The organism is Dialister succinatiphilus (assembly GCF_928721695.1).
Classification (GTDB): domain Bacteria; phylum Bacillota; class Negativicutes; order Veillonellales; family Dialisteraceae; genus Dialister; species Dialister succinatiphilus.
On sequence record NZ_OV788641.1, the window covers coordinates 1,043,172 to 1,065,243 of the forward strand.

A 22,072-nucleotide genomic window follows, 5' to 3' on the forward strand; every position below is an offset into this window, starting at 1 on the left:
TTTTTATTGTAATGATGATATATGATTTCCTTCATGCCGCCGTTTCCTCTCTTCTGTGAGGTTTTCCAGAAGGTTCGGCATGGTTTCGCTTTTCCATACCCACTGTGGCGAGAGGGCGGCTGCTTTTTCTTTAGCTGCCAGCAGGTCGTAGTATACCTGCCATTTGGCGTCCACCAGGCTTCTTCCGCTCTGCCGGAGGAGGTAGGCGGGATGGAAGGTGGGCATCACCGGTATGCCGTGATAGTCGATCCAGTGGCCCCGGGAGCGGATTATGCCGGCTTCGTGGCCCAAAAAGAAGCGGAGGGCCACTTTGCCAAGGCCGACGATGACTTTGGGCTTTACCAGGGCGATTTCCGCTGCCAGCCAGATGGAGCCGCAGAACCGCCCTTCTTCCATGGTGGGGGTCCTGTTTCCCCGGGGACGGCATTTGACGATGTTTGTCACATACACATGGTCCCGGGTAATGCCTACGGAAAGGAGGGCTTTGTCCAGAAGCTGTCCGGAGGGGCCCACCAGGGGTCCTCCGTAATCATCTTCCACCCCGCCGGGGCCCTCCCCTACGATCATGAGAGGCGAGTCGGACGGTCCTGTGGAAAGCACGGGGCCCAGACCTCCCTCTTTCCGGAGAGGGCAGCGGCTGCAGCTTCGGATGGCCTCTGCCAGGGCTTCATGGGAAGGATAGGTTATCTTCTCCGTCTCTTCATAAAGTTCCCGATGGCGGCGTGCCGCATATTCTTCGGGGTCTTCATGTCCAAATAAATCCAATGGTATCACCCGATTCTTTATAATGGGCCGCCTTTGGCGGCCCCGCGCCCTTTGGGCGCGAAGGGTTCTAAAGATTGACGGGGCTTCGCCCCGAGGGTTCTCAGGTTTGACAGGCCTGCGGCCTGAGGGTTAAGGTATCGCCCTGGGACACACCTTCGGTGTGAGGGTTGACGGGACTTCGTCCCGAAGGTTCTTAAGGTTCGTAAGTTTGACGGCCTTTCAGGCCGAGGGTGGTGGTATCGCCCTTACGGTGCACAGCGAACACATTTTGCACTATGCGAACTGGATTTGTAAGGGAGCATCAGCGACCTGAAAATCCAGTGAGTCAGTGACAGCAGTGGATGGAGGAGCGCTAGCGACGCGCAAAATGTAGTGAGTCGTTTCCCCTTTAGGGGGCGATGAACATAAAGTCAGCGTTACGGGATGACATTGCTGTATCATATGGTATGATAAGCATTCTGGCGAATCAGCCAACGGATAGTGGATAGCCGATAGCGGTCAGCCGCCCCCTGAGCGGAGCGACGCAACCTTTTTTCACAACCTGCCGCGTCAGCGGCGCCCCCCCTTTACACACCGCTCGGGAATACAGCATCTCACCACCCATGTCTCAAACTACTGCATATCTGGCGGCGGTTCCTGGTTGGTGATTTCATAGAACAGGGTGAACTGGCCGGCGAAGTGGAGTTTCACTGTATCCACCGGGCCGTTTCTGTTCTTTGCCAGAATCACTTCTGTTTCATTTTTCCGGGGGTCATCGTCTTCGATTTCCCTGTTGTAGTAAGCCTCCCGGTACAGGAAGCTCACCATGTCCGCATCCTGTTCCAGGGAGCCCGATTCACGGAGGTCCGAAAGGAAGGGACGATGGTCCTGCCTGGATTCCACGCTTCGAGAGAGCTGGGACAGGGCGATGACCGGTACATTGAGCTCTCGGGCCAGACTCTTCAGGGAGCGGGAAATTTCCGAGATTTCCTGCTGCCTGTTGTCTCCGTTCCGGGAAACGTTCTTGGCCTGCATGAGCTGGAGGTAGTCGATCATAATAATGTCCAAGCCGTGCTCCGCTTTCAGGCGGCGGCACTTGGACCGGATTTCCGAAACGGAAATGCCCGGCGTGTCGTCGATATAGAGGGGCGCGTCCATGAGCACGCTGGCGGCGTTGGCCAGCTGGTCCCATTCTTTCTGGGTGGAAATGCGGCCGGTGCGCAGGCGCGAGCTGTCCACCAGGGCGGTGGAGCAGAGAAGACGCTGTACCAGCTGTTCCCGGGACATTTCCAGGGAGAAGAAGGCTACGCTCCGATGGGCGGAGGAAATACTCATGTTCTTGGCAATGTTCAGCACGAAGGCCGTTTTACCCATGGACGGGCGGGCGGCGACGATGATGAAATCGCCTTTCTGGAAGCCGCTGGTGAGGGCGTCCAGGGAGGGGAAGCCGCTGGCCAGGCCGGTGATGGATTCCTTGTTCCTGAATTTCCGGGTGATTTCCTGGAGCTCTGACTGCACGGCTTCGCCGATGGGGGTGAAATCGGAACGCCTTTCGTCCCGGGTCACCTCCAGAATGGATTTCTCCGCGTCATCCGTAATATCCGCCACGTCCTGCCGCTCTGAATAGGCTTCGTCGGCAATGGTGCCGGCGGCGTCAATGAGCCGGCGCAGCTTGGCCTTGCCCGCTACGATTTCTGCATGGCGGTCCACGGACTTGGTGGTCACCACGTTGGCAGGCAGCTCATTCACATAGAGCACGCCGCCTACATCGTCCAGCCGCCCCATGCGCTTCAATTCTTCCGTCACCGTCAGAATATCCGCTGGTTCGCCCCGGTGGGACAGGTTCAGAATGGCCTGGAAAATAATGGCATTGGCTTCCCGGTAGAAATCGGCCGGCGTGAGGAGGTCCTCGGCTGTCAGAATGGCATCCTTGTCCAGCATCATGGCGCCCAGCACCGATTTTTCCGCATCAATATTCTGCGGAGGCACCCGGGATACGATCATGGTATCAGTATTCGATTTTTTCTTCCATTCCTTTTTCTGGAAGTTCTTACCGTCAAAGGTATCAGCCAAAAAAATGCCTCCTTTCGTAGGACATATATTTTTATTATTCTATCATATTTTTGGGAAATAGGAGATGAAAAGGGGCCGGGCCTTCGGAGGGGTGGCCGCCTGCGGCGTCAGCGGTGCCCCTTTTTTTATAATCTGCGCCCCCTAAAGGGGAAACGACTCACTACATTTTGCGCGTCGCTAGCGCTCCTTCATCCTCTGCTGTCACTGACTCACTGGATTTTCAGGTCGCTGATGCTCCCTTACAAATCCAGTTCGCATAGTGCAAAATGTGTTCGCTGTGCACCGAAGGGCGCCACCACCACCCTCGGGCCAAAGGCCCGTCAAACCTAAGAACCCTCCGGCCGCCAGGCCGGTCCATCGTAAGAACCTTTCTATACAACCCTCTGAACCCTCTGAATCCTTTGAACCCTTTGAACCCTTTAAACCCTCACACCGAAGGTGTGTCCAAGGGTAAGAAGCAAAATGACACAGGCCGCCGATTGGCGGTCAGGATAGCGATGGGGTGTCAAATCGACGCTCTGCCTTGTACACCCTTTGCCTCTTCGAGGCGTTCCCCTCAAGGGGAAACGAGAAGTATGGAGAGGAAAAACAGAGAGGCATATATTTCATGTACTATTCCGCAGTTTCCCCCTTTGGTGGCTGGCGCCACCACCTTTCCCCCGCAAGCGGGGGCACTATGGATGCTTAGCCATGAGGCCATGTCTCTACAGGAAAGCATAGAGCGATTTATTCTGTCCCCCGGATGGGGGAAAGTCCGGCGCAGCCGGATAAGGGGGAGCCGCGTGGCGGCTAATCACTAGAATGCTTCTCATAGTATATGACTCATAAAGCCAATCCCGTAACGCTGACTTTATAAGTATTGCCCGAAGGGCAATCCACAACCCTCGGCCCGAAGGGCCGTCAAACTTAAGAACCCTCCGGCCCATAGGGCCGGTCAATCTTAAGCACCTTTTTCTGAAACCCCTTCTACACAACCTGCCGCGCCAGCGGCGCCCCTTTTATCGATTTTCGGACATAGAGGAAAACACCGCGAATGACACACTCTTATTCCAGTATTTCAAACTCCGCCTTGCTGCCTTTTTCTGCCGGCGTCACTTTCAGCCGGGCGTCGATCCGTTCTTCCAGTTCCGGCACGTGGGAGATGATGCCTACCAGGCGGCCGGTGTTCTGCAGGTCGATCAAGGTGTTCATGGCGCTGTTCAATGCCTCGGGGTCCAGGGTGCCGAAGCCTTCGTCGATGAACATGGTATCCAGTCTCACGCCGCCCTGTTTGGCCTGTACCACGTCCGCCAGGCCCAGGGCCAGGGAGAGGGAGGCCAGGAAGGTCTCACCGCCGGAGAGGGTGTTGGCAGGACGGGAGCGGCCGGTGTAGCTGTCGGATACTTCCAGAGTGAGGCCGCCTCTGCCGTCGGCACTGTCGCCGGCCATGCGGTGAAGGCTGTAGCGGTGGTGGCTCATGTCCAAAAGGCGCAGGTTCGCCGCCCTGGTCACTTCGTCCAGAAGGGCGCCCAGCACATATCGCTCCAGGGTGATGCGGGATTTTTCGCCTCTGGTGAGGTTGTAAAGTCCCGATACCAGGCTGGCGTCCTGAAGGGTCTTTTCGTGGCGCTCTGCAATGTCTTTCACCTTGGCCGCCGTGTCTTCCAGCAGTTTTTTCCTGTTTTCCCCGTCGGAAATCATTTTCACCATGCGGTGGATGGCGTTCTGGCGGTCCTGGTCTTCCTGCCCCAGATGGGCCATGTCGGGCTTCTGGCTGTCCTTGAGGAAATCTTTTTCGTCGGCTGCTACTTTTTCAGCGCCCTGGCGCAGGCGGCGGTAGGTTTCCAGATCCCGGGTCAGCGTTTTTTCAAAGTCCCGCTTTACGTACCAGCTGCGGCAGTCGGCCAGGCTCTCAAAACCTGCTTCTTTGGATTTTTCTTCCAGTGCTTTTTTCCATTCCCCGTAGTCCTTTGCCAGCTTTTCCCGCTGGGCAGAGGCTGCCTTATATCCGGCATCGGCGGCAGCATAGGCGGAAGAGGCGGTTTCCCGGGCTTTGGCAGTGTCTTCTGTTTCCTTTTCCCAGAGCTGGATGGATTCATGGAGCCGGTGGATGGCATTCCGGAGGGCTATGGGTTTTCTGAAGGATTCCGGCACGTCTTCCAGGGTTTTCATTTTGGCCTGGGCATAGCCCTGTTCAGAAATGGCAGATACGTAGGCGGAGACCTGGTACTGCTGGGCCAGCTGGGTGCTGTCGCTCCAGGTTTCTGCCGCTTTGGCCGCCTTTTCCTGGGCTTTCCTCACTTCTTCTTCTGTGGGGAGCTTTTTGTCTGAAACGGCAGGGCGAGGATGGTGGATAGAGCCGCACACCGGGCAGGGCTCTCCCTCTTTCAGCTGGCTGGCCAGAATGGCCGCCTGGCCGAAGATGTAGTCCCGCCGGAGGCTCTCTGCTTCGGCTTCCGCCTTTTCCTTGATTTTCTTATCTGCTTCCGCTTTGTCATTCAGTTTCTGCAGTTCTGCCTGCGCTTCCATGACCTTTTCGGTGAGCCGGTTCACTTCCCGCAGGGTGGCGCCGTAGGCTTTGGCCTTGGGCATCCACTGCACCATTTCCGCCGATTTCTGGCGGGCCTTTTCCACTTCTGTCTTCCGGGCTTCCAGTTCTTTCGATTTTTCAGCCAGCTTTTCCTTCTCTTTGGCGGCCTCATCTCTTGCTGTCTGGCAGCGGTCCATTTCTTTTCTGACCAGCAACCCGTCTTTGGAAATTTTTTCTAGATTTTCAAAATAAGGGGCCAGTTCCCGGGCGGAGCGGATGTACTTTATACTTTCCTCCGCCTTTTTCATTTCCTCTTCCCGACCCAGAAGGTCCTTCAGCTGGGCCTCTGCCCGGGCCAGGGTTTCAAAATGGGTGGAGAGCACGGCTGCTTTCTGGTAGTCTTTCTGGAAGCGGGCGTAGGTCTTTTCTTCTTCTTCTCTTTTCTTTCCCATTTCCTGAAGGAAAGAAGCGGTCTGTTCCATTTCCTTTCGAAGCTCTTCTTCTCCGGATACGGAGGCCATGGAAAGGGTGGCGGACAGTTCCGTGTCTTCCGCAGCCTTTCGCTTCAGCAGGTCATTCAGGGAAAGGCGCAGCTCGTTCTGGAAATCGGAGAACCGCTGGGTTTTGAAGAGCTGCTTTAAGATGGCTTCTCTTTCGTCTGCTTTGGCTACCAGAAGTTTTCGGAAATCCCCCTGGGGCAGGAGGATGACCTGGCAGAACTGGCTGGCGTTGAGGCCGATGAGCTTTCCTGCCGCTTCTTCCACGCCGGTGCGGATGGTACGCACTTCCCGGCCCTCTTCCAGTTCCGACAGGGAGGCCTGCATGGCAGCCCTGGTCTGTCCTTTGCCCCGCTTCTTGTCGATGGTCTGCTCCGGGCTCCGGGTGGCCCGGTAGGTTTTATCGCCGATTCTGAAATCAAAAATGACTTCTGTCTTCTGGGCGGTGGAGGCGTAGTCGCTCCGCATGTGGCTGCCGGTGCGGTCGCCGCTTGTTTTGCCGTAGAGGGCATAGCACATGGCATCCAGAATAGTGGTCTTTCCGGCGCCGGTGGGGCCGCAGATCAGGAAGAGGTGCCGCCCGTCCAGTTTCTCAAAGTCAATCACAGTTTCTCCCGCGTAGGGGCCAAAGGCCCGCATGGTCAGCTTCAGCGGTGTCATTGTGCATTCTCCTTTCTGTACACGGTATCCCAGGTCTGAAGGGCCAGTTTTTCCTCTTCTTCTGTGAGGTCCCGGTCCCGGAACTGGTGGACGAACCGTTTCAGTATGTCTTCATCGCTCATCTGCTCCAGACGGATATTCCGGCTTCCTTCATCTTCCCGGTAGCCCATATCCTGCTCCACTCCCAGGGCGTGGGGAAACTTCGTCCGCAGCTTGGGCATGGCGTCAATCACCGGCGTTTCATCATTGAGGCGGATCTGCAGGTAATCGTCGGAGGGCTCTGTTTCCTCTCCCATAAGGGTGTCGAAGGCGCCTTCCATGCAGCGCACCTGATAGCGGGGCACCATTTCATGGAAAGTGGTATGCACCTTCCCTTCTTTGTCCAGTTCGCCGACGATGACACCTTTCTTCTGGTTCACCTCGTCGAAGGAATAGCGCATGAGGCTGCCGCTGTACTGGATTTTCTCCGACCCCTTCTGCGTTTTCTGGGGCCTGTGGAGATGGCCCAGGGCGGTGTAGTCATAGTCCTCAAAAACAGCATCGCTGATGCGGTCATAGCCGCCGATGGAAAGGGGACGTTCTGACTCCGACGGTGTGCCGCCGGCAGCAAAGGCGTGGGCCAGAGCCACCTTCCGCAGGGGCTCTGCCGGGAGAAGGGAAAGAAGATAGCGGGACAGCACCGTTTCCGCTTCTTCATAGGAATGCACCTGGTCTGCTCCCTTAAGGCCCAGGGTATTCATCATGACCCGCACCCGGGCCGGTTCGGCGTAGGGAAGGGGACAGAAGGCCACCTTTCCATCGGCATCTTCCAGAATCACCGGAAAAAGGCGGGTGAGGGGACCGAAAATATAAAGGCCCTGCCACTTCAAAAGGCGGCTGGCCACAGCCAGCCGTTCGGCGCTGTCATGGTTGCCGCTGATGATGATAAAGGGGATTTTCCGCTTCCCCACGATTTCCTCGGTCATCCGGTCAAAAAGCTCCACTGCCTCTTCCGGCGGATAGGAGCGGTCGTACACATCGCCGGAGAGAAGGATCACATCGGGCTTCTCTTCGTCCACCAGGGGAAGAAACCGGTTGTTTAAAAGCCATTCCTGGTCCTCTGTCATGCTGTGCTCCTTCAGAAGCTTCCCCAGATGCCAGTCTGCTGTATGGATAAATTTCATGGCTGCCTCCTTTGTCTGATTGAAAAGAGGAATCTGCCTTTCTGCAAATTCCTCTTCTTACACTTTCCTATTCACTCTGCCGGGCAGGTAATTTTTAATCATCTCATAAAAGTCCTTTGCCCTTGCATACTGTTCATCGGCATCCTCTTTTGAAACAATAAAGAAATCGGCATAATCTGTATTATTCCGAATTTGAAAGGCCTGGCTTAGATACTTGGAGTATCGGACCTCAAATACACCGGTTTTGATGTATTCCTTTTGGAAGTAGGAAATGACGCCGGCATGTTTTTTAAAGTCTACCCCATCCAATGCCAGAATGGCACGAACAGCTGTAAACATGGCATAGTAAGAACGGCCTATAGAATCTTTAAAATTATGGTGTTCCAAAAGGATATGGGCGGAGTCAAGCCTTTCTTTTGCCATTTCCATTCGATAATTCATGAGTTCCAGCCGTTTTTCAAGCAACAATATTCACCCCTTCCCTGCTGATATTACGGTAATAGGGCACATCATCCTTGTATTTCATATACTCGTCATAGGGGATGACAACGGGGGAAATGATGATGCCGTACTCCAGCTCTAAATCGGAAGATATATCCCAGACCTGTTTCAGCTTCTGCTGCAGCTCCCTCCGGGGGCCCACTACAATAGCTGCCAGATCCAGGTCTGAATCATCGGTGAAATCGCCACGGGCGTAGGAACCGTACAGGATAATCTGTACCACGTCATTTCCGAAAACAGAGCGGTAGGCCCCTGCCACCGATTGGATGATTTTCTGTACATCCGATACACTGCACATAGGCACTCCCCCTTTCTTTCTGTATTATATCATGGTTCCCGCAGCCCTTTCAGCAAGGCGATTTCCTTTTTATATCCCGGAAGTTCGTTCGGTGTTTCCAGGTAGAAGGGAAGGTTCTTCAGAAGGGGATGGTTGATGATGCGGGCAATGGCGTCAAGGCCCAGGGTGCCCTCTCCGATTTTTTCGTGCCGGTCCTTATGGCTCCCCAGGGGGTTCTTGTCGTCGTTCAAATGGATGGCGTGAAGCCGGGAAAGACCGATGACTTCGTCAAAGTGGCGGAGCACGCCATCCAGATCGTTCACTATGTCGTAGCCGCCGTCATATACATGGCAGGTGTCCAGGCATACTCCCAGCCGGTCCTTCCTTTCCGTTCTGTCTATAATGGACGCCAGTTCCTCGAAGGTGCGGCCCACTTCCGTGCCTTTCCCGGCCATGGTTTCCAGCAGTACATACTTTGGCAGTTCTTCCTGGTCCATTGCGTAGTTCAGCATGTCGGAAATCAGAACCGTGGCTTTTTCTACGCCCTGCTTCAAATGGGCGCCGGGGTGGAAATTGTACATGCAGCGAGGCAGATGGGCCGTCTTGGCCAGGTCTTCCCTCATGGCAGTCCGCGCAAAGTCACGCACGCCCTCCTTTGTGGAGGCGCCGTTCATGGTGTAGGCGCCATGACAGAGGATAGGGCCGAAGTGGTGCACTTCCATCCACCGGGCCAGCCCTTCCACGTCTTCTTCTATGAGGGGCTTGGACTTTCCGCCCCGGGGATTTCTGGGAAAGAACTGGAATGTATTGCCGCCAAGGGCGGTGGCAGTCTGTGCCATGGACAGAAAGCCTTTGGAAACAGATAAATGACATCCGATAATGAACATGGTTTTCTCCTGGTGAATAGGGGTCCTTCGCGGCCCGAAAATCAGAGGGCGCAAAAGGCTTCCGGGTTTGACAATGATTTCCCGGAGAACCCTGAAATACATTTCTCTTCTGATTATATCACGCTTGCCGGCACGCAAAGAGGCCTCCTGCTTATGTAAAGGCAGGAGGCCTCCCTTGATTCCCGTATTCCTGTTATCCTAAAAATCCTCTGGTATTCTGGGCTTCCACCACCCGCTGCAGAGCCAGCATGTAAGCGGCCAGACGGTAGGTGACATGATATTTTTCCTTCAATGCATATACATCTTCATAGGCTTCTCTCATTTTCTTCTGGAGACGCTCATTGTATTCCGCCTCAGTCCAGTAGTAGCCGGTGCGGTTCTGTACCCATTCGAAGTAGGAGCCTACGACGCCGCCCACATTGCTCATCACGTCCGGCAGCACTTCGATGCCCTTCTTTTCAAAGTAAGCATCTGCTTCTTCCGTGGTGGGACCGTTAGCACCTTCCAGAATGAGGGGTGCTTTGACCTTTTCCATGGTGCTTCCGTTAAGCTGGTTTTCCAGAGCTGCCATGAAGAGCACGTCCACGTCCTGGCTGAAGAGTTCGCTGTCCGGAATGATTTCAGCCCCTTCTTCGGTGTAACCTTTCAGGGAGCGGCCGTGGGAGTTGGCGTATACATACATGGCTTCAATGTCCAGACCCCTGGGGTTGTGCCAGGTGCCGTTGATATCGCCGATGGTAGTGATTTTCACGCCTTCCTGGTGCATGAGGAGGGCACCTACGGAGCCTACATTGCCAAAGCCCTGGACTGCCATGGTAAGGTTTCGGATATCTTTGTGGTTCTTTTCACACCAGGTCTGAAGGGTGAAGAGAAGACCTCGGCCGGTGGCTTCATTTCTTCCCAGGGAACCGCCGGTGGCAAGGGGCTTGCCGGTGACCACGCCGGGCTGCCAGCTGCCGGAGAGAGCGGCGTATTCGTCGGCTATCCATGCCATAATCTGGCCGTTGGTATTCACATCCGGTGCCGGTACGTCCTTATCGGGCCCGATGATGGGGTAAATCTTCCGCACATAGCCTCGGGTAAGCCGTTCCAGTTCCCGCTTCGACAGCTTGTGGGGGTCCACCCGGATGCCGCCTTTGGCACCGCCGTAGGGAATATTTCCGATGGCGTTCTTAATGGTCATCCACGCAGCCAGCGCCTTCACTTCGTTTTCATCAGACTGGGGATGGAAACGAATGCCCCCTTTGGCCGCGCCCCGGGCTGTGGAATGCTGTACCCGGTAGCCGGAGAAAACCTCCACATGGCCGTCATCCATGCGGATCGGAATGCTCACGGTCAGTTCCCTTTCCGGGTACCGTACAAATTCATAATCCTCTTTCTGGTAACCCAGCACCTGGGCTGCTTTGTCCAGCACATCAAGCATGTTTTCATAAGGATTGTAATTCGCCATAGTATGCCTCCTCGAATGAAATGATTGGGAAGGAAACGTCTTTCCTGCCCGCTCCTTCTACTATAACACCGGCCGCTGATTTTGAAAACCAAGTCATGGAAGCATGAGTATTCTGTATAGATATGCCTTTCAGTGTGCCCTTGGCGGGATAGCAGGCATTGGCTGGCGGGTGACTACTATTCCGCTGTCGGCTGTCGGCTGTCGGCTGTCCGCTATCCGCTGACCGCTGACCACCGGCGAGGTTCGGCGCCATGTATGATGATTGCGCCCGAAGGGCGCCACCACCACCCTTTGAACCCTTTGAACCTTCTGAACCCTCTGAACCCTCGCGCCGAAGGCGTGTCCAATGGCACAGCCGGATAAGGGGGGGCGAGCGCAGCAGCTAATCACCAGAATGCATATCATGCCATATGACATAGAAACCAATCCCGTAACGATCTTGCGTCCCCTTTAGGGGAAGAGGGCCACGAAGTGGCGAAGGGATGTACGAGGGTAAGAATGATTATGATACTCGATGTGGACGTGACCGCCGAAAGGCGGCATTATAATACTCATTGCCCCCTAAAGGGGAAACAACTCACTACATTTTGCGCGTCGCTAGCGCTCCTTCAACTACTGCTGTCACTGACTCACTGGATTTTCAGGTCGCTGATGCTCCCTTACAAATCCAGTTCGCATAGTGCAAACTGTGTTCGCTGTGCACCGAAGGGCGCCACCATCACCCTCAGCGGCAGAGCCGCTGTCGCCCCCTGAGCGAAGCGATGCAACCCTTCTACACAACCTGCGGCGCTAGCCGCGCCCCCTTTTTTAAAATTGCGGCGAAGCCGCCACCACCACCCTCGGCCTGAAAGGCCGTCAAACTTAAGAACCCTCCGGCCGCAGGCCGGTCAATCTTAAGAACCTTTCCCTTCACAACCCTTAGAACCTTTTGAATATGCCCTTCGCAGCCCAATTTCATTTTCCCCCTTGACGCGGACCAAATGCTATTGTATCCTATTAACATACAGAAGGCCGAAAGGCCGCAATTACATATTTTTGACAAAGATGTCTGATGATGAATGGTTCACATCAGGCTTTTTCTTTTGGACAAGGGGGCCCGGAAATATATCCGGGCCCTTTCTGCTTTCAAGAAAAAGCCGCCATTCTCTCAGACCTTTTTTGTTAAGGAGAGGGAGTGGATTTTATGAAAAAAATGGAAGCAGTCATTCGAAAGTGGCCGCTGCTTCTGGCAGCTTTGGCCACACCGGCGGTGGCCATGGCGGCGGAGCCGGAGGGAAGGTATTCATCGGTGGACACCATCTGGGTGCTTTTAGGAGCTATTCTGGTGTACTTCATGCAGCCCGGGTTCGCCATGGTGGAAACGGGGCTCACCCGTGCCAAGAATGCCGGCAACATTGTAATGAAGAATTTCATGGACTTTGCTCTGGGCACCGTGGTGTTCTGGTTCCTGGGCTTCGGTCTCATGTTCGGTACGGATATAGGCGGTATCATCGGCACGCCGGATCTCTTTGTCACCCATTTCCAAGTGCCTGATGATGCCGGTTATACACCGCTGGCCTACCTGTTCTTCCAGACTGTGTTCTGCGCTACTTCGGCTACCATCGTTTCCGGGGCTATGGCAGAACGGACGAAGTTCTCTGCCTACTGCGTATATTCCGTACTCATTTCCCTTCTGATTTATCCCATTTCCGGTCACTGGATCTGGGGCGGCGGCTGGCTTTCCGAACTGGGATTCCATGATTTCGCCGGTTCCACCTGCGTTCATCTGGTAGGCGGCGTGTGTGCCTTCGTAGGGGCGTGGCTTCTGGGACCCAGAATCGGCAAGTACAATAAGGACGGCACCGTAAACGCCATCCCCGGCCACAGCATTACCCTGGCCTGCCTGGGCATGTTCATCCTGTGGATGGGCTGGTTCGGATTCAACGGCGGCTCCACCGTTTCCATGACCGGCGACAAGACCATTGAGTCTGTGGGCCATATCATGATTACCACCAACCTGGCTGCAGCCGCAGCTGCCTGCACCACCATGATCGTCACCTGGGTGAAATACGGAAAGCCTGATGTATCCATGACACTGAACGGCGGCCTGGCAGGACTGGTAGCCATTACCGCCGGCTGCGATACCGTCACCGTTCCCGGCTCCTTCGTTATCGGCATTATTTCCGGTATCTTCATCGTTTACGCCGTCGAATTTGTGGATCAGAAACTGAAAATCGATGATCCCGTAGGTGCCATTGCCGCCCATGGCGGATGCGGCGCCCTGGGCACCATTCTGACCGGCTTCTTCTCCGAATCTGACGGTCTCCTCTATACAGGAGATCCCCATTACCTCTTCATCCAGATTCTGGGGGTGGTGGCAGTGGCAGTTTACGTATTCATTGCCATTAACATTGTATTCCGCATCATCCGCGCCACCATCGGCCTCCGCGTAAGCCCGTCGGAAGAAATCAACGGTCTGGACTTCGAAGAGCACGGCCTGGCTTCCGCCTATGCAGACTTCATGATGATTCCGGAAACCACGGAAGAAAAAATCGAAGCCGGCAGAGCTCCGAAGAATGCGGTGGAAATTCCCATGGACAAGGAAGTGCCGGACACTGTGGTTCCCAAAGAAATGCCGGCAGACGGCCATCACCTTTACTGCGTCACCATCATTACTTCGGACAAGCGTTTTGAAATTCTGAAAGCCTCCCTGGAAGCCATCGGCATTACAGGCATGACCGTTACCCAGGCCCTGGGCTTCGGCCTTGAAAAAGGACAGACCCAGATGTACCGCGGCGCTGCTGTTTCCGCCAAACTCCTTCCGAAAGTGCGGGTGGATATGGTGGTATCCAAGATTCCGCCCAGAACGATTATCGAAGTGGCTAAGAAAGCACTCTACACCGGCAAGTACGGCGACGGCAAGATTTTCGTCACCACCGTGGACAATGCAGTGAAAATCCGTACCGGCGAAGAAGGCTACGATGCCCTCCAGGACTATCCTATTGAAGACGATAAATAATGGTATACACAAAAAGAGCTGTGGTTTTCCGCAGCTCTTTTTGCGTGGGAAAGAGGACAGAGGAAATAAAGTGTATACTTATTTCACAAAAGCAGGAAAACTCACTTTTCCACAGACTTATTCACAGGCTGTTGATAACTTTAAAATGAGAATTCCAAATGTAGACAATCAGCGGCAAAGAGAAAGGTGTCTACTGGAGATATACACAAAAATCTGTGAATAACTGTGAACAAGTCCGGATGAAATGGGAAAAAGTGGAAAATGACAGGGGGAAGCAAGGGGCATTCAGGGATATTTCACTTGTCCACAGGAAGAAAAACTGTGAATTCACTTTTCACAGACAAAGAGACGGGAAGAAAAAAGGAGTAAAAGGTTCTGTCAAGAAAAGGTCAAGGCTGATGAATTTCGTAAAAAGAACGAGTAAAAGGGAGGATACCATAGAAAATCATGCCCTTCCTCCTGTCCATGTCCAATGGAAAGAAGAAAATCAATATAAGAATGAAAGCCTTTTTTCCGCCTGGGGGAGAAGGGGAAAAAGAAGTACCCTATATATTTTTTCACAATTTCACAGCTTGCCAGTGGAAGTTGTCGGCTATCCGCTGTCACCGTCATCTCGAGCGGAGGATTTATGAGAAGATTGTCTCGCGGTGTTTTATTCTGCCCCCTACATAGGGGTGGCAAGGGAACACGATTCGTAAGGAAGCGAAGCGACCTGAGAATCGTGTGACACGCTTTCCCGTGGAGAAGTCCGGCGCAACCGGATAGGGGGTGGCGAGCGTAGCGAGCCAATTCGCAGAATGCCTATCATGCCATATGACACAGAAAGGTAAATCCGTAACGCTGACTTTATAAGCATTGCTCGTAAGGGCAATCCACCACCTTCAGCGCCGCAGCCGCTGTCGCCCCCTGAGCGAAGCGATGCAACCCTTCTACACAACCTGCGGCGCCAGCCGCGCCCCTTTTTTATAAAATCTGCGGCGAAGTTGCCATCACAACCCTCTGGGCCAAAGGCCCCGTCAAACTTAAGAACCCTCCGGCCCATAGGGCCGGTCAATCCTAAGAACCCTCCGAGACCTGCGGTCTCGGCCTCCTTTGGTACTGCATACCACCTTTCCGCCCGCAAGTGGTGGCACAACAAAACTCAAACCTCAAAGCTCTCTTGCTCTTATTTATAAAAAATGCTATTTTTATAAACGAAGCTGCTTTCATTTACAAAAATGCCTGTTTTTATAAATGAACAGCGCAGCCGATCAAAAAAATACCGATTTTATAAATAAAGACCATGAAGGAGGTGCAGGCCTGTGAAATTTATTTCCCTGACCAAATATTTCTACCAACACACACAGGAAGAATATGAAACAGAGTATATCAGAAGACTGGAAGCTCCCTTTACTGTTCATTTCAACATTCCCATACACCAATACAATAGAAAAAGCGCATACCCTGCATTTCTCTGCTATACGGGGGAAATCCTCAGGCTTGTTGAGAAGTTTTATAAAACCTATGAGCAATTTCTTTATACAGTGAACACCGTGCCCCCTGTTGTTCTCTATCAGTTTACCCGGCTCAGCATAGTGGAAGAAGTCAAATCGACCAATGATATAGAAGGAGTACGCAGCACAAAAAAAGAAATCAGAGAAATTATAGAAAAAAAGGGGACGCACTATCACCGGCTGCAAAGTGTAGTCCATCAGTATCTGGAACTGCTTGGCGAAGAAGAAATCAAATTTGACACCTGCCAGGATATTAGAAATTTCTATGATGATTTTACCCATCAGGAAATTACTCGGGAAAATCCGCAAAACAGACTGGATGGGAGCCTGTTTAGAAAAGAACCGGTGCAGATAGAAGCAGCTACAGGGAAAATAATTCACCAGGGACTGTATCCTGAAAGCCGGATTATTGAGGCCCTGGACCAGGCACTCCGCATCCTTCATTCGGAAGAATATCCTCTTCTCATCAGGCTGGCGCTCTTCCATTATTTCTTTGTGTACATTCATCCTTTTTATGATGGAAATGGCAGAACCGACAGATTCATTACCTCCTACTTTCTGAGCCGCCAATTCCATCGCCTTTTGGCGGTGAGGCTGTCTATTTACATAAAGAGAAACCAAAGCAGGTACTATCATATGTTAGAAGAAGCAGACAGTGAAAGAAATCGCGGAGATATGACCCCCTTTGTCATGGGCTTTCTGGAAATCCTGATCGGTTCTACAGAAGACACCATAGGCGTTTTGTCAAGAAAAAATGAGCAGATGCGTAAGTATGAATCCAGAATTGATGCCTTTCAGCTTCAAGATAAACTGCTTAAAGAAATATATATCACCCTCCTGCAGGCGGCCCTCTTTTATGGAGAAGGCATCTCCATGGCAGACCTTATGAAAGTGACCGGCAAAAACAGGGGAACGATTCAAAAACGAATCGATGAGATACCTGGAAATCATTTAATCGTAACCAAAGCAGGAAAAACAAACTATTACAAATTAAACCTCATGCTGTTTAAAGAAAACTGAGGGAAACCGGTTAATCCCGTAACCCTGACTTTATAAGCATGGCCCCCTAAAGGGGAAACGACTCACTACATTTTGCGCGTCGCTTCGCTCAGGGGGCCGCCGATTGGCGGTCAGGATAGCGATGGGGTGTCAAATCGGCGCTCGGCCTTGTACACCCTTTGCCTCTTCGCGGCGTTCCCCTCAAGGGGAAACGAGAAGTATGGAGAGGAAAAACAGAGAGTCATATATTTCATGTACCACTCCGACATTCCCCCTTTGGTGGCTGTCGCCACCACCTTTCCCCCGCAAGCGGTGGCACTATAACCCGTGCTTACTGTAGAGCCGCTGATGAAGTGAGGCTTCGCGGTGTTTTATTCTGCCCCCTGCATAGGGGGAAGTCCGGCACAGCCGGATAGGGGGTGGCGAACGCAGTGAGCCAATCCGCAGAATGCGTATCATGCCATATGACACAGAAAGGTGAATCCGTAACGCTGACTTTATAAGCATTGCCCAACGGGCAATCCACAACCCTCGGGGCTAAAGGCCCCGTCAAACTTACGAACCCTTGGGCCCCAAGGGCCCATCCATCTTAAGAACCTTTTTTCCGCAACCTTTCTATACAACCCGCCGCCGACAGGCGGCCACAACCCTCGGCCCGAAGGGCCGTCAACCTTCCCTTCTGAACCCTTTGAACCCTCGCGCCAAAGGCGCGTCTGACGTCTCCCGCCGAATTGTCTCCGCATCCTTTACAAATTTATGATTCTTTTACCTCACACTGTATCATCATGTGTTATACTGTACTATCATGTGATATTATATTAGTAATAAATAACTAAAATAGACTTATCTCAGGTATTTTTATAGAAAAAGGTGAAGTTATGAAGATTCTTGTGACCGGCGGTGCCGGCTTTATTGGTTCCCATCTGGTTCGTCAGCTCATGGAAGCAGGGGATGAGGTCGTTTCCCTGGATAATCTTTCCACAGGCCTTCGGGAAAACCTGCCGGAAGGAGCCCGGCTGGAAGTGATGGATACCCATGACGACAAAGTGGAAGACCTCTTCCGCCAGGAACATTTTGATGCTGTAGTTCATCTGGCTGCCCAGACCCTGGTGAGCGACTCCATGGTGGATCCTGAAAACGATATGTACCAGAATATTGCAGGTACCGTTCATATCATGGAATGCTGCAGGAAATACGGCGTAAAGCGGGTAATCTTCTCCTCCTCCGCTGCCACCTATGGTGACGTGGACGAAAAAGCCCTGCCTGTGCAGGAAACGCTCCCTCAGATTCCCCTTTCCTTCTATGGTCTGACCAAAATGACCGTAGAAAAATACCTGGCTCTCTACCATATGGCCTTCGGCATTCACTACGTGGTACTCCGTTTCGCCAACGTATACGGCGAACGTCAGGGCGATGGGGGAGAAGGCGGCGTCATCAGTATCTTTGCCAAACGCCTCGCTAAAGGACAGGATATTACCATCTTCGGAAACGGCAAACAGACCAGAGACTTCGTCTACGCCGGCGACATTGCTCGGGGCATCCGCCTGGCACTGACCACACCAAATGCCGATACCTGCTACAACCTCAGCACCCAGACAGAAATCAGCCTGAACGAACTGGTCACCATCCTTTCCCGTATTACCGGAAAAGAAATTACCCCATCCTACGGCCCTGCCAGAGAAGGAGACATCTATCGATCCTCTCTTTCCAACGAAAAAGCCGTGAAAAACCTTCACTGGACCCCGGAAGTATCCCTGGAAGAAGGACTGAAACGGACCTACCAGTATTTTGTTAAAAAATAGATTTGCAAAGTTTGGTGATGCTGTAGAAACGCGGATAATGAACTGTCGCTGCGCTTCAGGGGACGGACATTTGCCGTTTCCCCTAAAATCCAGCCGCCCCCTTCCGTCTCGCTCCGCTCGCCACCCACCCCCTAAGTGGGGGTGGGCAAGAAAAAGATGGAGGCCCCCTTCCGTCTCGCTTGCACTTGTCAACAAAAATTGGACACGAAACTAAAAAAATTAGGCATAAAAATTGAATACTTGTACAAGGCGCAGTGAATCTTCCAACATTGCCTCGGGAACCGACAGACACTTCATGCCAACTATAACTTGAATAAGTTCAGCAGTTAAAAATATGGCGTTCTCGGTACTGCTTCGGCGTCAGGTAGCCCAATGTATAGGCCGGCCTATATTCGTTAAAGAAATGGATGTAATTATCCACCTCTTCCGCGACGGACTTCTCCCCGGTCACGTGTAAGTCCATGAACATCTCGGCCTTAATCCATCCATTGACAGATTCCATTGCAGCGTTATCTGTCGGCGTTCCGGCACGTGACATCGACCGGGTAATGCCGTACATGGGCAACAGGTCGTTGTAGGCCTTAGATGCGTAGACAGATCCCTGGTCCGTGTGCAGAATCATTTGGTGCTCCGGATGTTGCTCCTTCCATGCAATCAGATCTTTCAGCCCACTGATATAGGTCATGCGGTCGCCACGCTTTGCCGAAAGGGAATGGCTGACAATCTCATCGTTCCAGAGATCCATGTAAAGAGTCAGTTCGTAGTAGGTGCCCTTCACATAAAACGCTGTCATATCGCTCACGATGCACTGCATTGGCCCGTCAATCTGCATCTCTGACAGGAGCAGATTGGGGAATATTCGCGCCGGATCTCCAGCCTTCTTGTAGCGGTAATGCTTGGACTTGCTCTTGATTCCCGCAATCTTGCAACACTTATGAGCATAGGGGTCAGACAGGACAATGTTTTTGTCCAGGCGTATCTTGGCATTCAGCCAGCGGTAACCATGCGATGGATACTTCAAGTGGTATTCTTGAAACAGCCTGACATTGCTTGCAAGGTTCTTCTCTCTTTCCGAAGGATGAGAAAGATGCTTCTTCCATGCGTAGAAACTGCTCCGCTGGATGCCCATTGCTTTACATAGAATCTTCACTGGGATTTCTCCTGACAGTTCCATAATCACTTGGTAGTCTTGCTGGCGTATAGAATGACCGTACCATCTCCCTTCACCTCGTATCCTTTTTTTAGCCTTGCTTCTGTGATCCTGGCTTTAATCAGCTCCTGGATCAATTCCTCCTTTGTCATAGATTTCAGTTCATCCAGCTCTGCCGGCTCTTTCTTGAAAGAAAGTGCGCTGATGGATCTCTGTCCGCGTTTGGGCGGCAGCCGATTGGCATCCCGATACATTCTCATGTAATTCCGTGCGGTCTGCTCACTGATGCCATATTCTTCTGCGGCTTCATACCGGCTTATTTCGCTGTAGTAAATTCGTCGACCGATGTCCAATCTTTGTTCTTTCGTGTACTTCATGGCAAACCTCCTGTCCAGTAAAGGGGATACTCTGTCCAGTGCTTATTTTGCACTGCCTATGCAGTGTACACTTGTATGTCTAAAGATTACCCCCTCTGTGTCCAATTTTAGTTTACCACTTCACGCTCCGCTCGCCACCCACCCCCTAAGTGGGGGTGGGCAAGAAAAACATGGAGGAGAGGAACAGTTAACTCAAACCCTTGCTTTCCTTAAGCTTGCGGGGGCAAGGGACCGCGTCTCTACCTCAAATCTTGCCTCCCCCCGCTCGCGGGGGGAGGGGGACCACGAAGTGGTGGAAGGGGGGCCTTAAAGCGGTCGATGCCTGCGAAGCGGGCATAAGAACTCTGTCAAAGGAAAGGGTGCCATCAAACATAAAGGGGCACCCACCATCATTTACCATTGCACTGACGCCCCCTTCCGTCTCGCTTCGCTCGCCACCCACCCCCAAGTGGGGGTGGGCAAGAAAAAGATGGATGCCCCCTTCCGTCTCGCTCCGCTCGCCACCCACCCCCAAGTGGGGGTGGGCAAGAAAAAGATGGATGCCCCTTCCGTCTCGCTCCGCTCGCCACCCACCCCCTAAGTGGGGTGGGCAAGAAAAACATGGAGGCCCCTTTCCATCTCGCACTGCTCGCCACCCATCCCCCGAAGCGGGAATGGGCAGGTAAAATCAGGAGGAGACTTCCCAGAAAGACCGGTGGCCGCAAAGCGGACACACTATGAGCTCATCAGTACTCACCATAGCCTTCCTTTGTCCTTACTCATACACATGAAAAAATACTTACTTACAGTTCTTTCTCTTTTTATTATTTGTTTTATATGGCATAATTCCATGGCAGATGCGCCCCATTCCAGCAGGGAAAGCATATATGTTCTTCATCTGATTCAGCATTATCTGTATATGCTTCCTGACGTAGGGCATTTGACCAATGGCGTTTTGCGGAAACTGGCACATCTTACAGAATACGCCTGGCTGGGAATCGCTTTATACAGCGCTTTCAGAGTGTTTCGTATTTCCCATGGGGGAAAGTGTACGCTGGTGATTTCTTTTCTTGTCGCATCTGTAGACGAATGTATCCAGCTCTTTTCTCCTGGAAGAAGTGCGGAGTTTAAAGATGTACTGATTGATACCACCGGTGCAGGTCTTGGAATCCTTTTCGTGGCTGTTTTGACAGGGATATGGAATCGATTTGTTTTGAGCAGGTAAAATGCGAAGATCCTTTCTGTTTCGCTGCTCTTGTCCCCCTTTCCTGTGCCCGTAAGGGAAGACAGGAAAAAAATCAGAACAAAGAGCTTAGAACCATAAAACATAACCTTGAAAAGGAGAATCGCCTATGATCGATATACATTCTCACATACTTTATGATATAGAGGGGGATGACGGCTCCCGATCCGAGACCATGTCCCTGGGCATGCTCAGGCAGGCAGCTGCATCCGGCACCACCCATATTTTTGCTACTCCCCATATGCATCGCCATGAGGTGGTGCCTTCCTGGTCTTCCATTGAGGAGAGAGTGGCGGAGCTGCAGCAGAAGGCTGATGCAGAGGGGATTCCCATCACCATTCATACCGGGGCAGAAGTCAGTCTCGATTACGACACGCTGCAGTACTTGCCTGGCGGAGAGAATACAGATTACTGCCTGGGTGGTACCCATTATCTGCTGGTAGAACTCACGCCACAGAGCGAACCGGAAATGGTGTCTAAGCTTTTTTATGAGCTCCAGCTTCGGGGATATATACTAATACTGGCTCATCCGGAGAGGTACCACCGTATTATGCGTCATCCGGAAACGGTTTTTCGCTGGATGCAGGATGGACTTCTCACGCAGAGCAATGTAGGAAGCTTTGACGGACTTTTTGGCGAAGATGCGCAGAAAAATGTAGAGAATCTATATCGCCATCATATGATCTGCTTTCTGGGAAGTGATGGGCACAGGACAGATTGGAGAAATCCTGATACTCGCAAGGCCCATGAGGCGATTGACCGATTCACCGGAAGCGGAGAATTTTGGGAAACCTGCAGCAGGAATGCTGAAATGATTTTAAAAAATCGCGTTTTTTATCCGAAAATTCCCGATGCCTATGAAATGAAAAAGAAGGGATTCTTTGCCCGCCTTTTTGGAAAATAATTGGAATAAAGGACGAGCTTGGAATGGGGGCTGTGAAAAATGCATGAATGACACAGTGACCACTATCATTTCGGCGCCAGCGCTGCGGAGTACTGAAATCCCACCTCTCCATGGTACAGTGAGCAGGGTGGCAGGAGATTTCCGGCTCAGCATTTCCATAGAGCCCAAAGCCTTTATGATTCATATCGGCACGTACCCCCATTCGAGATGACCCGGGGGCTTCAGCTTTCCGTCAGGAAAAACATAGAAAAAGGGCTATGAAGAAATGATGACCATTTTTTCACAGTCCTTTTTATGTAATCTTTATTTCATGCCATCTATCCTTTACATCCCCAATCATGAAAAATCAGAATCCGGAGTATAGAA

The 22,072-nt window shown here is 52.4% G+C and carries 16 protein-coding genes; 6 read left to right on the plus strand and 10 right to left on the minus strand.

Features of this window, described 5'->3' with window-relative positions; all coding sequences use genetic code 11:
* Nucleotides 1-3 precede the first annotated feature (3 nt).
* The 8 genes from NW747_RS04360 to NW747_RS04395 form a co-directional block, all read right to left on the minus strand.
* Nucleotides 4-765, minus strand: a complete 762-nt coding sequence (locus NW747_RS04360) for a uracil-DNA glycosylase (RefSeq protein WP_273188144.1) — start codon at nucleotides 763-765, stop codon at nucleotides 4-6.
* 612 nt (nucleotides 766-1,377) lie between these two features.
* Complete coding sequence (gene dnaB, locus NW747_RS04365; protein WP_008860556.1) at nucleotides 1,378-2,817, minus strand: replicative DNA helicase; 1,440 nt, start codon at nucleotides 2,815-2,817, stop codon at nucleotides 1,378-1,380.
* Between the two features lie 1,044 nt (nucleotides 2,818-3,861).
* Nucleotides 3,862-6,483, minus strand: coding sequence for an AAA family ATPase (locus NW747_RS04370; protein ID WP_273188145.1), 2,622 nt, complete (start codon nucleotides 6,481-6,483; stop codon nucleotides 3,862-3,864).
* Nucleotides 6,480-7,646: an exonuclease SbcCD subunit D gene (locus NW747_RS04375; protein WP_273188146.1), complete on the minus strand. Its 1,167-nt coding sequence runs from the start codon at nucleotides 7,644-7,646 to the stop codon at nucleotides 6,480-6,482. Before NW747_RS04375 ends, NW747_RS04370 begins: the two co-directional genes overlap by 4 nt.
* 57 nt (nucleotides 7,647-7,703) lie before the next feature.
* Nucleotides 7,704-8,114: a HEPN domain-containing protein gene (locus NW747_RS04380; protein ID WP_273188147.1), complete on the minus strand. Its 411-nt coding sequence runs from the start codon at nucleotides 8,112-8,114 to the stop codon at nucleotides 7,704-7,706.
* The gene (locus NW747_RS04385; RefSeq protein WP_273188148.1) at nucleotides 8,104-8,445 is read right to left on the minus strand and encodes a nucleotidyltransferase domain-containing protein; all 342 of its coding nucleotides are present in this window, start codon (nucleotides 8,443-8,445) and stop codon (nucleotides 8,104-8,106) included. Before NW747_RS04385 ends, NW747_RS04380 begins: the two co-directional genes overlap by 11 nt.
* Nucleotides 8,446-8,474: 29 nt before the next feature.
* On the minus strand, nucleotides 8,475-9,311 hold the full coding sequence (locus NW747_RS04390) for a deoxyribonuclease IV (RefSeq protein ID WP_273188149.1): 837 nt from the start codon (nucleotides 9,309-9,311) through the stop codon (nucleotides 8,475-8,477).
* A gap of 193 nt (nucleotides 9,312-9,504) precedes the next feature.
* A complete protein-coding gene (locus NW747_RS04395; RefSeq protein WP_273188150.1) occupies nucleotides 9,505-10,761 on the minus strand; it encodes a Glu/Leu/Phe/Val family dehydrogenase in 1,257 nt (418 codons plus the stop codon).
* Nucleotides 10,762-11,944: 1,183 nt separating this feature from the next.
* On the opposite strand from NW747_RS04395, the gene NW747_RS04400 reads away from it, so the two are divergent.
* From NW747_RS04400 to NW747_RS04415, 4 genes are all read left to right on the plus strand, one after another.
* Entirely contained in the window at nucleotides 11,945-13,759 is a 1,815-nt protein-coding gene (locus NW747_RS04400; protein ID WP_273188151.1) for an ammonium transporter, read from the plus strand.
* Between the two features lie 239 nt (nucleotides 13,760-13,998).
* Entirely contained in the window at nucleotides 13,999-14,391 is a 393-nt protein-coding gene (locus tag NW747_RS04405; RefSeq protein WP_273188152.1) for a hypothetical protein, read from the plus strand.
* A gap of 669 nt (nucleotides 14,392-15,060) precedes the next feature.
* Nucleotides 15,061-16,272 carry a Fic family protein gene (locus NW747_RS04410; RefSeq protein ID WP_273188153.1) on the plus strand — a complete coding sequence of 404 codons (1,212 nt, stop codon included), beginning with the start codon at nucleotides 15,061-15,063 and terminating at the stop codon, nucleotides 16,270-16,272.
* A gap of 857 nt (nucleotides 16,273-17,129) precedes the next feature.
* A complete protein-coding gene (locus NW747_RS04415) occupies nucleotides 17,130-18,053 on the plus strand; it encodes an NAD-dependent epimerase/dehydratase family protein (RefSeq protein WP_273188154.1) in 924 nt (307 codons plus the stop codon).
* 319 nt (nucleotides 18,054-18,372) lie between these two features.
* Here the strand turns inward: NW747_RS04415 and NW747_RS04420 are convergent, their stop codons facing one another.
* Both NW747_RS04420 and NW747_RS04425 read right to left on the minus strand, forming a co-directional pair.
* Complete coding sequence (locus NW747_RS04420; protein WP_273185781.1) at nucleotides 18,373-19,233, minus strand: IS3 family transposase; 861 nt, start codon at nucleotides 19,231-19,233, stop codon at nucleotides 18,373-18,375.
* The gene (locus NW747_RS04425) at nucleotides 19,230-19,580 is read right to left on the minus strand and encodes a hypothetical protein (RefSeq protein WP_273185784.1); all 351 of its coding nucleotides are present in this window, start codon (nucleotides 19,578-19,580) and stop codon (nucleotides 19,230-19,232) included. The genes NW747_RS04420 and NW747_RS04425 overlap by 4 nt, the downstream gene beginning before the upstream one ends.
* A 766-nt stretch (nucleotides 19,581-20,346) precedes the next feature.
* Here NW747_RS04425 and NW747_RS04430 point away from each other — a divergent pair.
* Together NW747_RS04430 and NW747_RS04435 are read left to right on the plus strand one after the other, a co-directional pair.
* Nucleotides 20,347-20,784 carry a VanZ family protein gene (locus NW747_RS04430; RefSeq protein WP_273188274.1) on the plus strand — a complete coding sequence of 146 codons (438 nt, stop codon included), beginning with the start codon at nucleotides 20,347-20,349 and terminating at the stop codon, nucleotides 20,782-20,784.
* A gap of 127 nt (nucleotides 20,785-20,911) precedes the next feature.
* The gene (locus tag NW747_RS04435; protein ID WP_270441861.1) at nucleotides 20,912-21,706 is read left to right on the plus strand and encodes a tyrosine-protein phosphatase; all 795 of its coding nucleotides are present in this window, start codon (nucleotides 20,912-20,914) and stop codon (nucleotides 21,704-21,706) included.
* The last annotated feature ends 366 nt before the right edge of the window (nucleotides 21,707-22,072 follow it).

Coding starts and splice junctions, on each gene's coding strand:
- NW747_RS04370 (WP_273188145.1), bottom strand. CDS start 6,483: ATGACACCGCTGAAGCTGACCATGCGGGCCTTTGGCCCCTACGCGGGA.
- NW747_RS04375 (WP_273188146.1), bottom strand. CDS start 7,646: ATGAAATTTATCCATACAGCAGACTGGCATCTGGGGAAGCTTCTGAAG.
- NW747_RS04385 (WP_273188148.1), bottom strand. CDS start 8,445: ATGTGCAGTGTATCGGATGTACAGAAAATCATCCAATCGGTGGCAGGG.
- NW747_RS04390 (WP_273188149.1), bottom strand. CDS start 9,311: ATGTTCATTATCGGATGTCATTTATCTGTTTCCAAAGGCTTTCTGTCC.
- NW747_RS04395 (WP_273188150.1), bottom strand. CDS start 10,761: ATGGCGAATTACAATCCTTATGAAAACATGCTTGATGTGCTGGACAAA.
- NW747_RS04400 (WP_273188151.1), top strand. CDS start 11,945: ATGAAAAAAATGGAAGCAGTCATTCGAAAGTGGCCGCTGCTTCTGGCA.
- NW747_RS04405 (WP_273188152.1), top strand. CDS start 13,999: ATGAAATGGGAAAAAGTGGAAAATGACAGGGGGAAGCAAGGGGCATTC.
- NW747_RS04415 (WP_273188154.1), top strand. CDS start 17,130: ATGAAGATTCTTGTGACCGGCGGTGCCGGCTTTATTGGTTCCCATCTG.
- NW747_RS04425 (WP_273185784.1), bottom strand. CDS start 19,580: ATGAAGTACACGAAAGAACAAAGATTGGACATCGGTCGACGAATTTAC.
- NW747_RS04430 (WP_273188274.1), top strand. CDS start 20,347: ATGAAAAAATACTTACTTACAGTTCTTTCTCTTTTTATTATTTGTTTT.
- NW747_RS04435 (WP_270441861.1), top strand. CDS start 20,912: ATGATCGATATACATTCTCACATACTTTATGATATAGAGGGGGATGAC.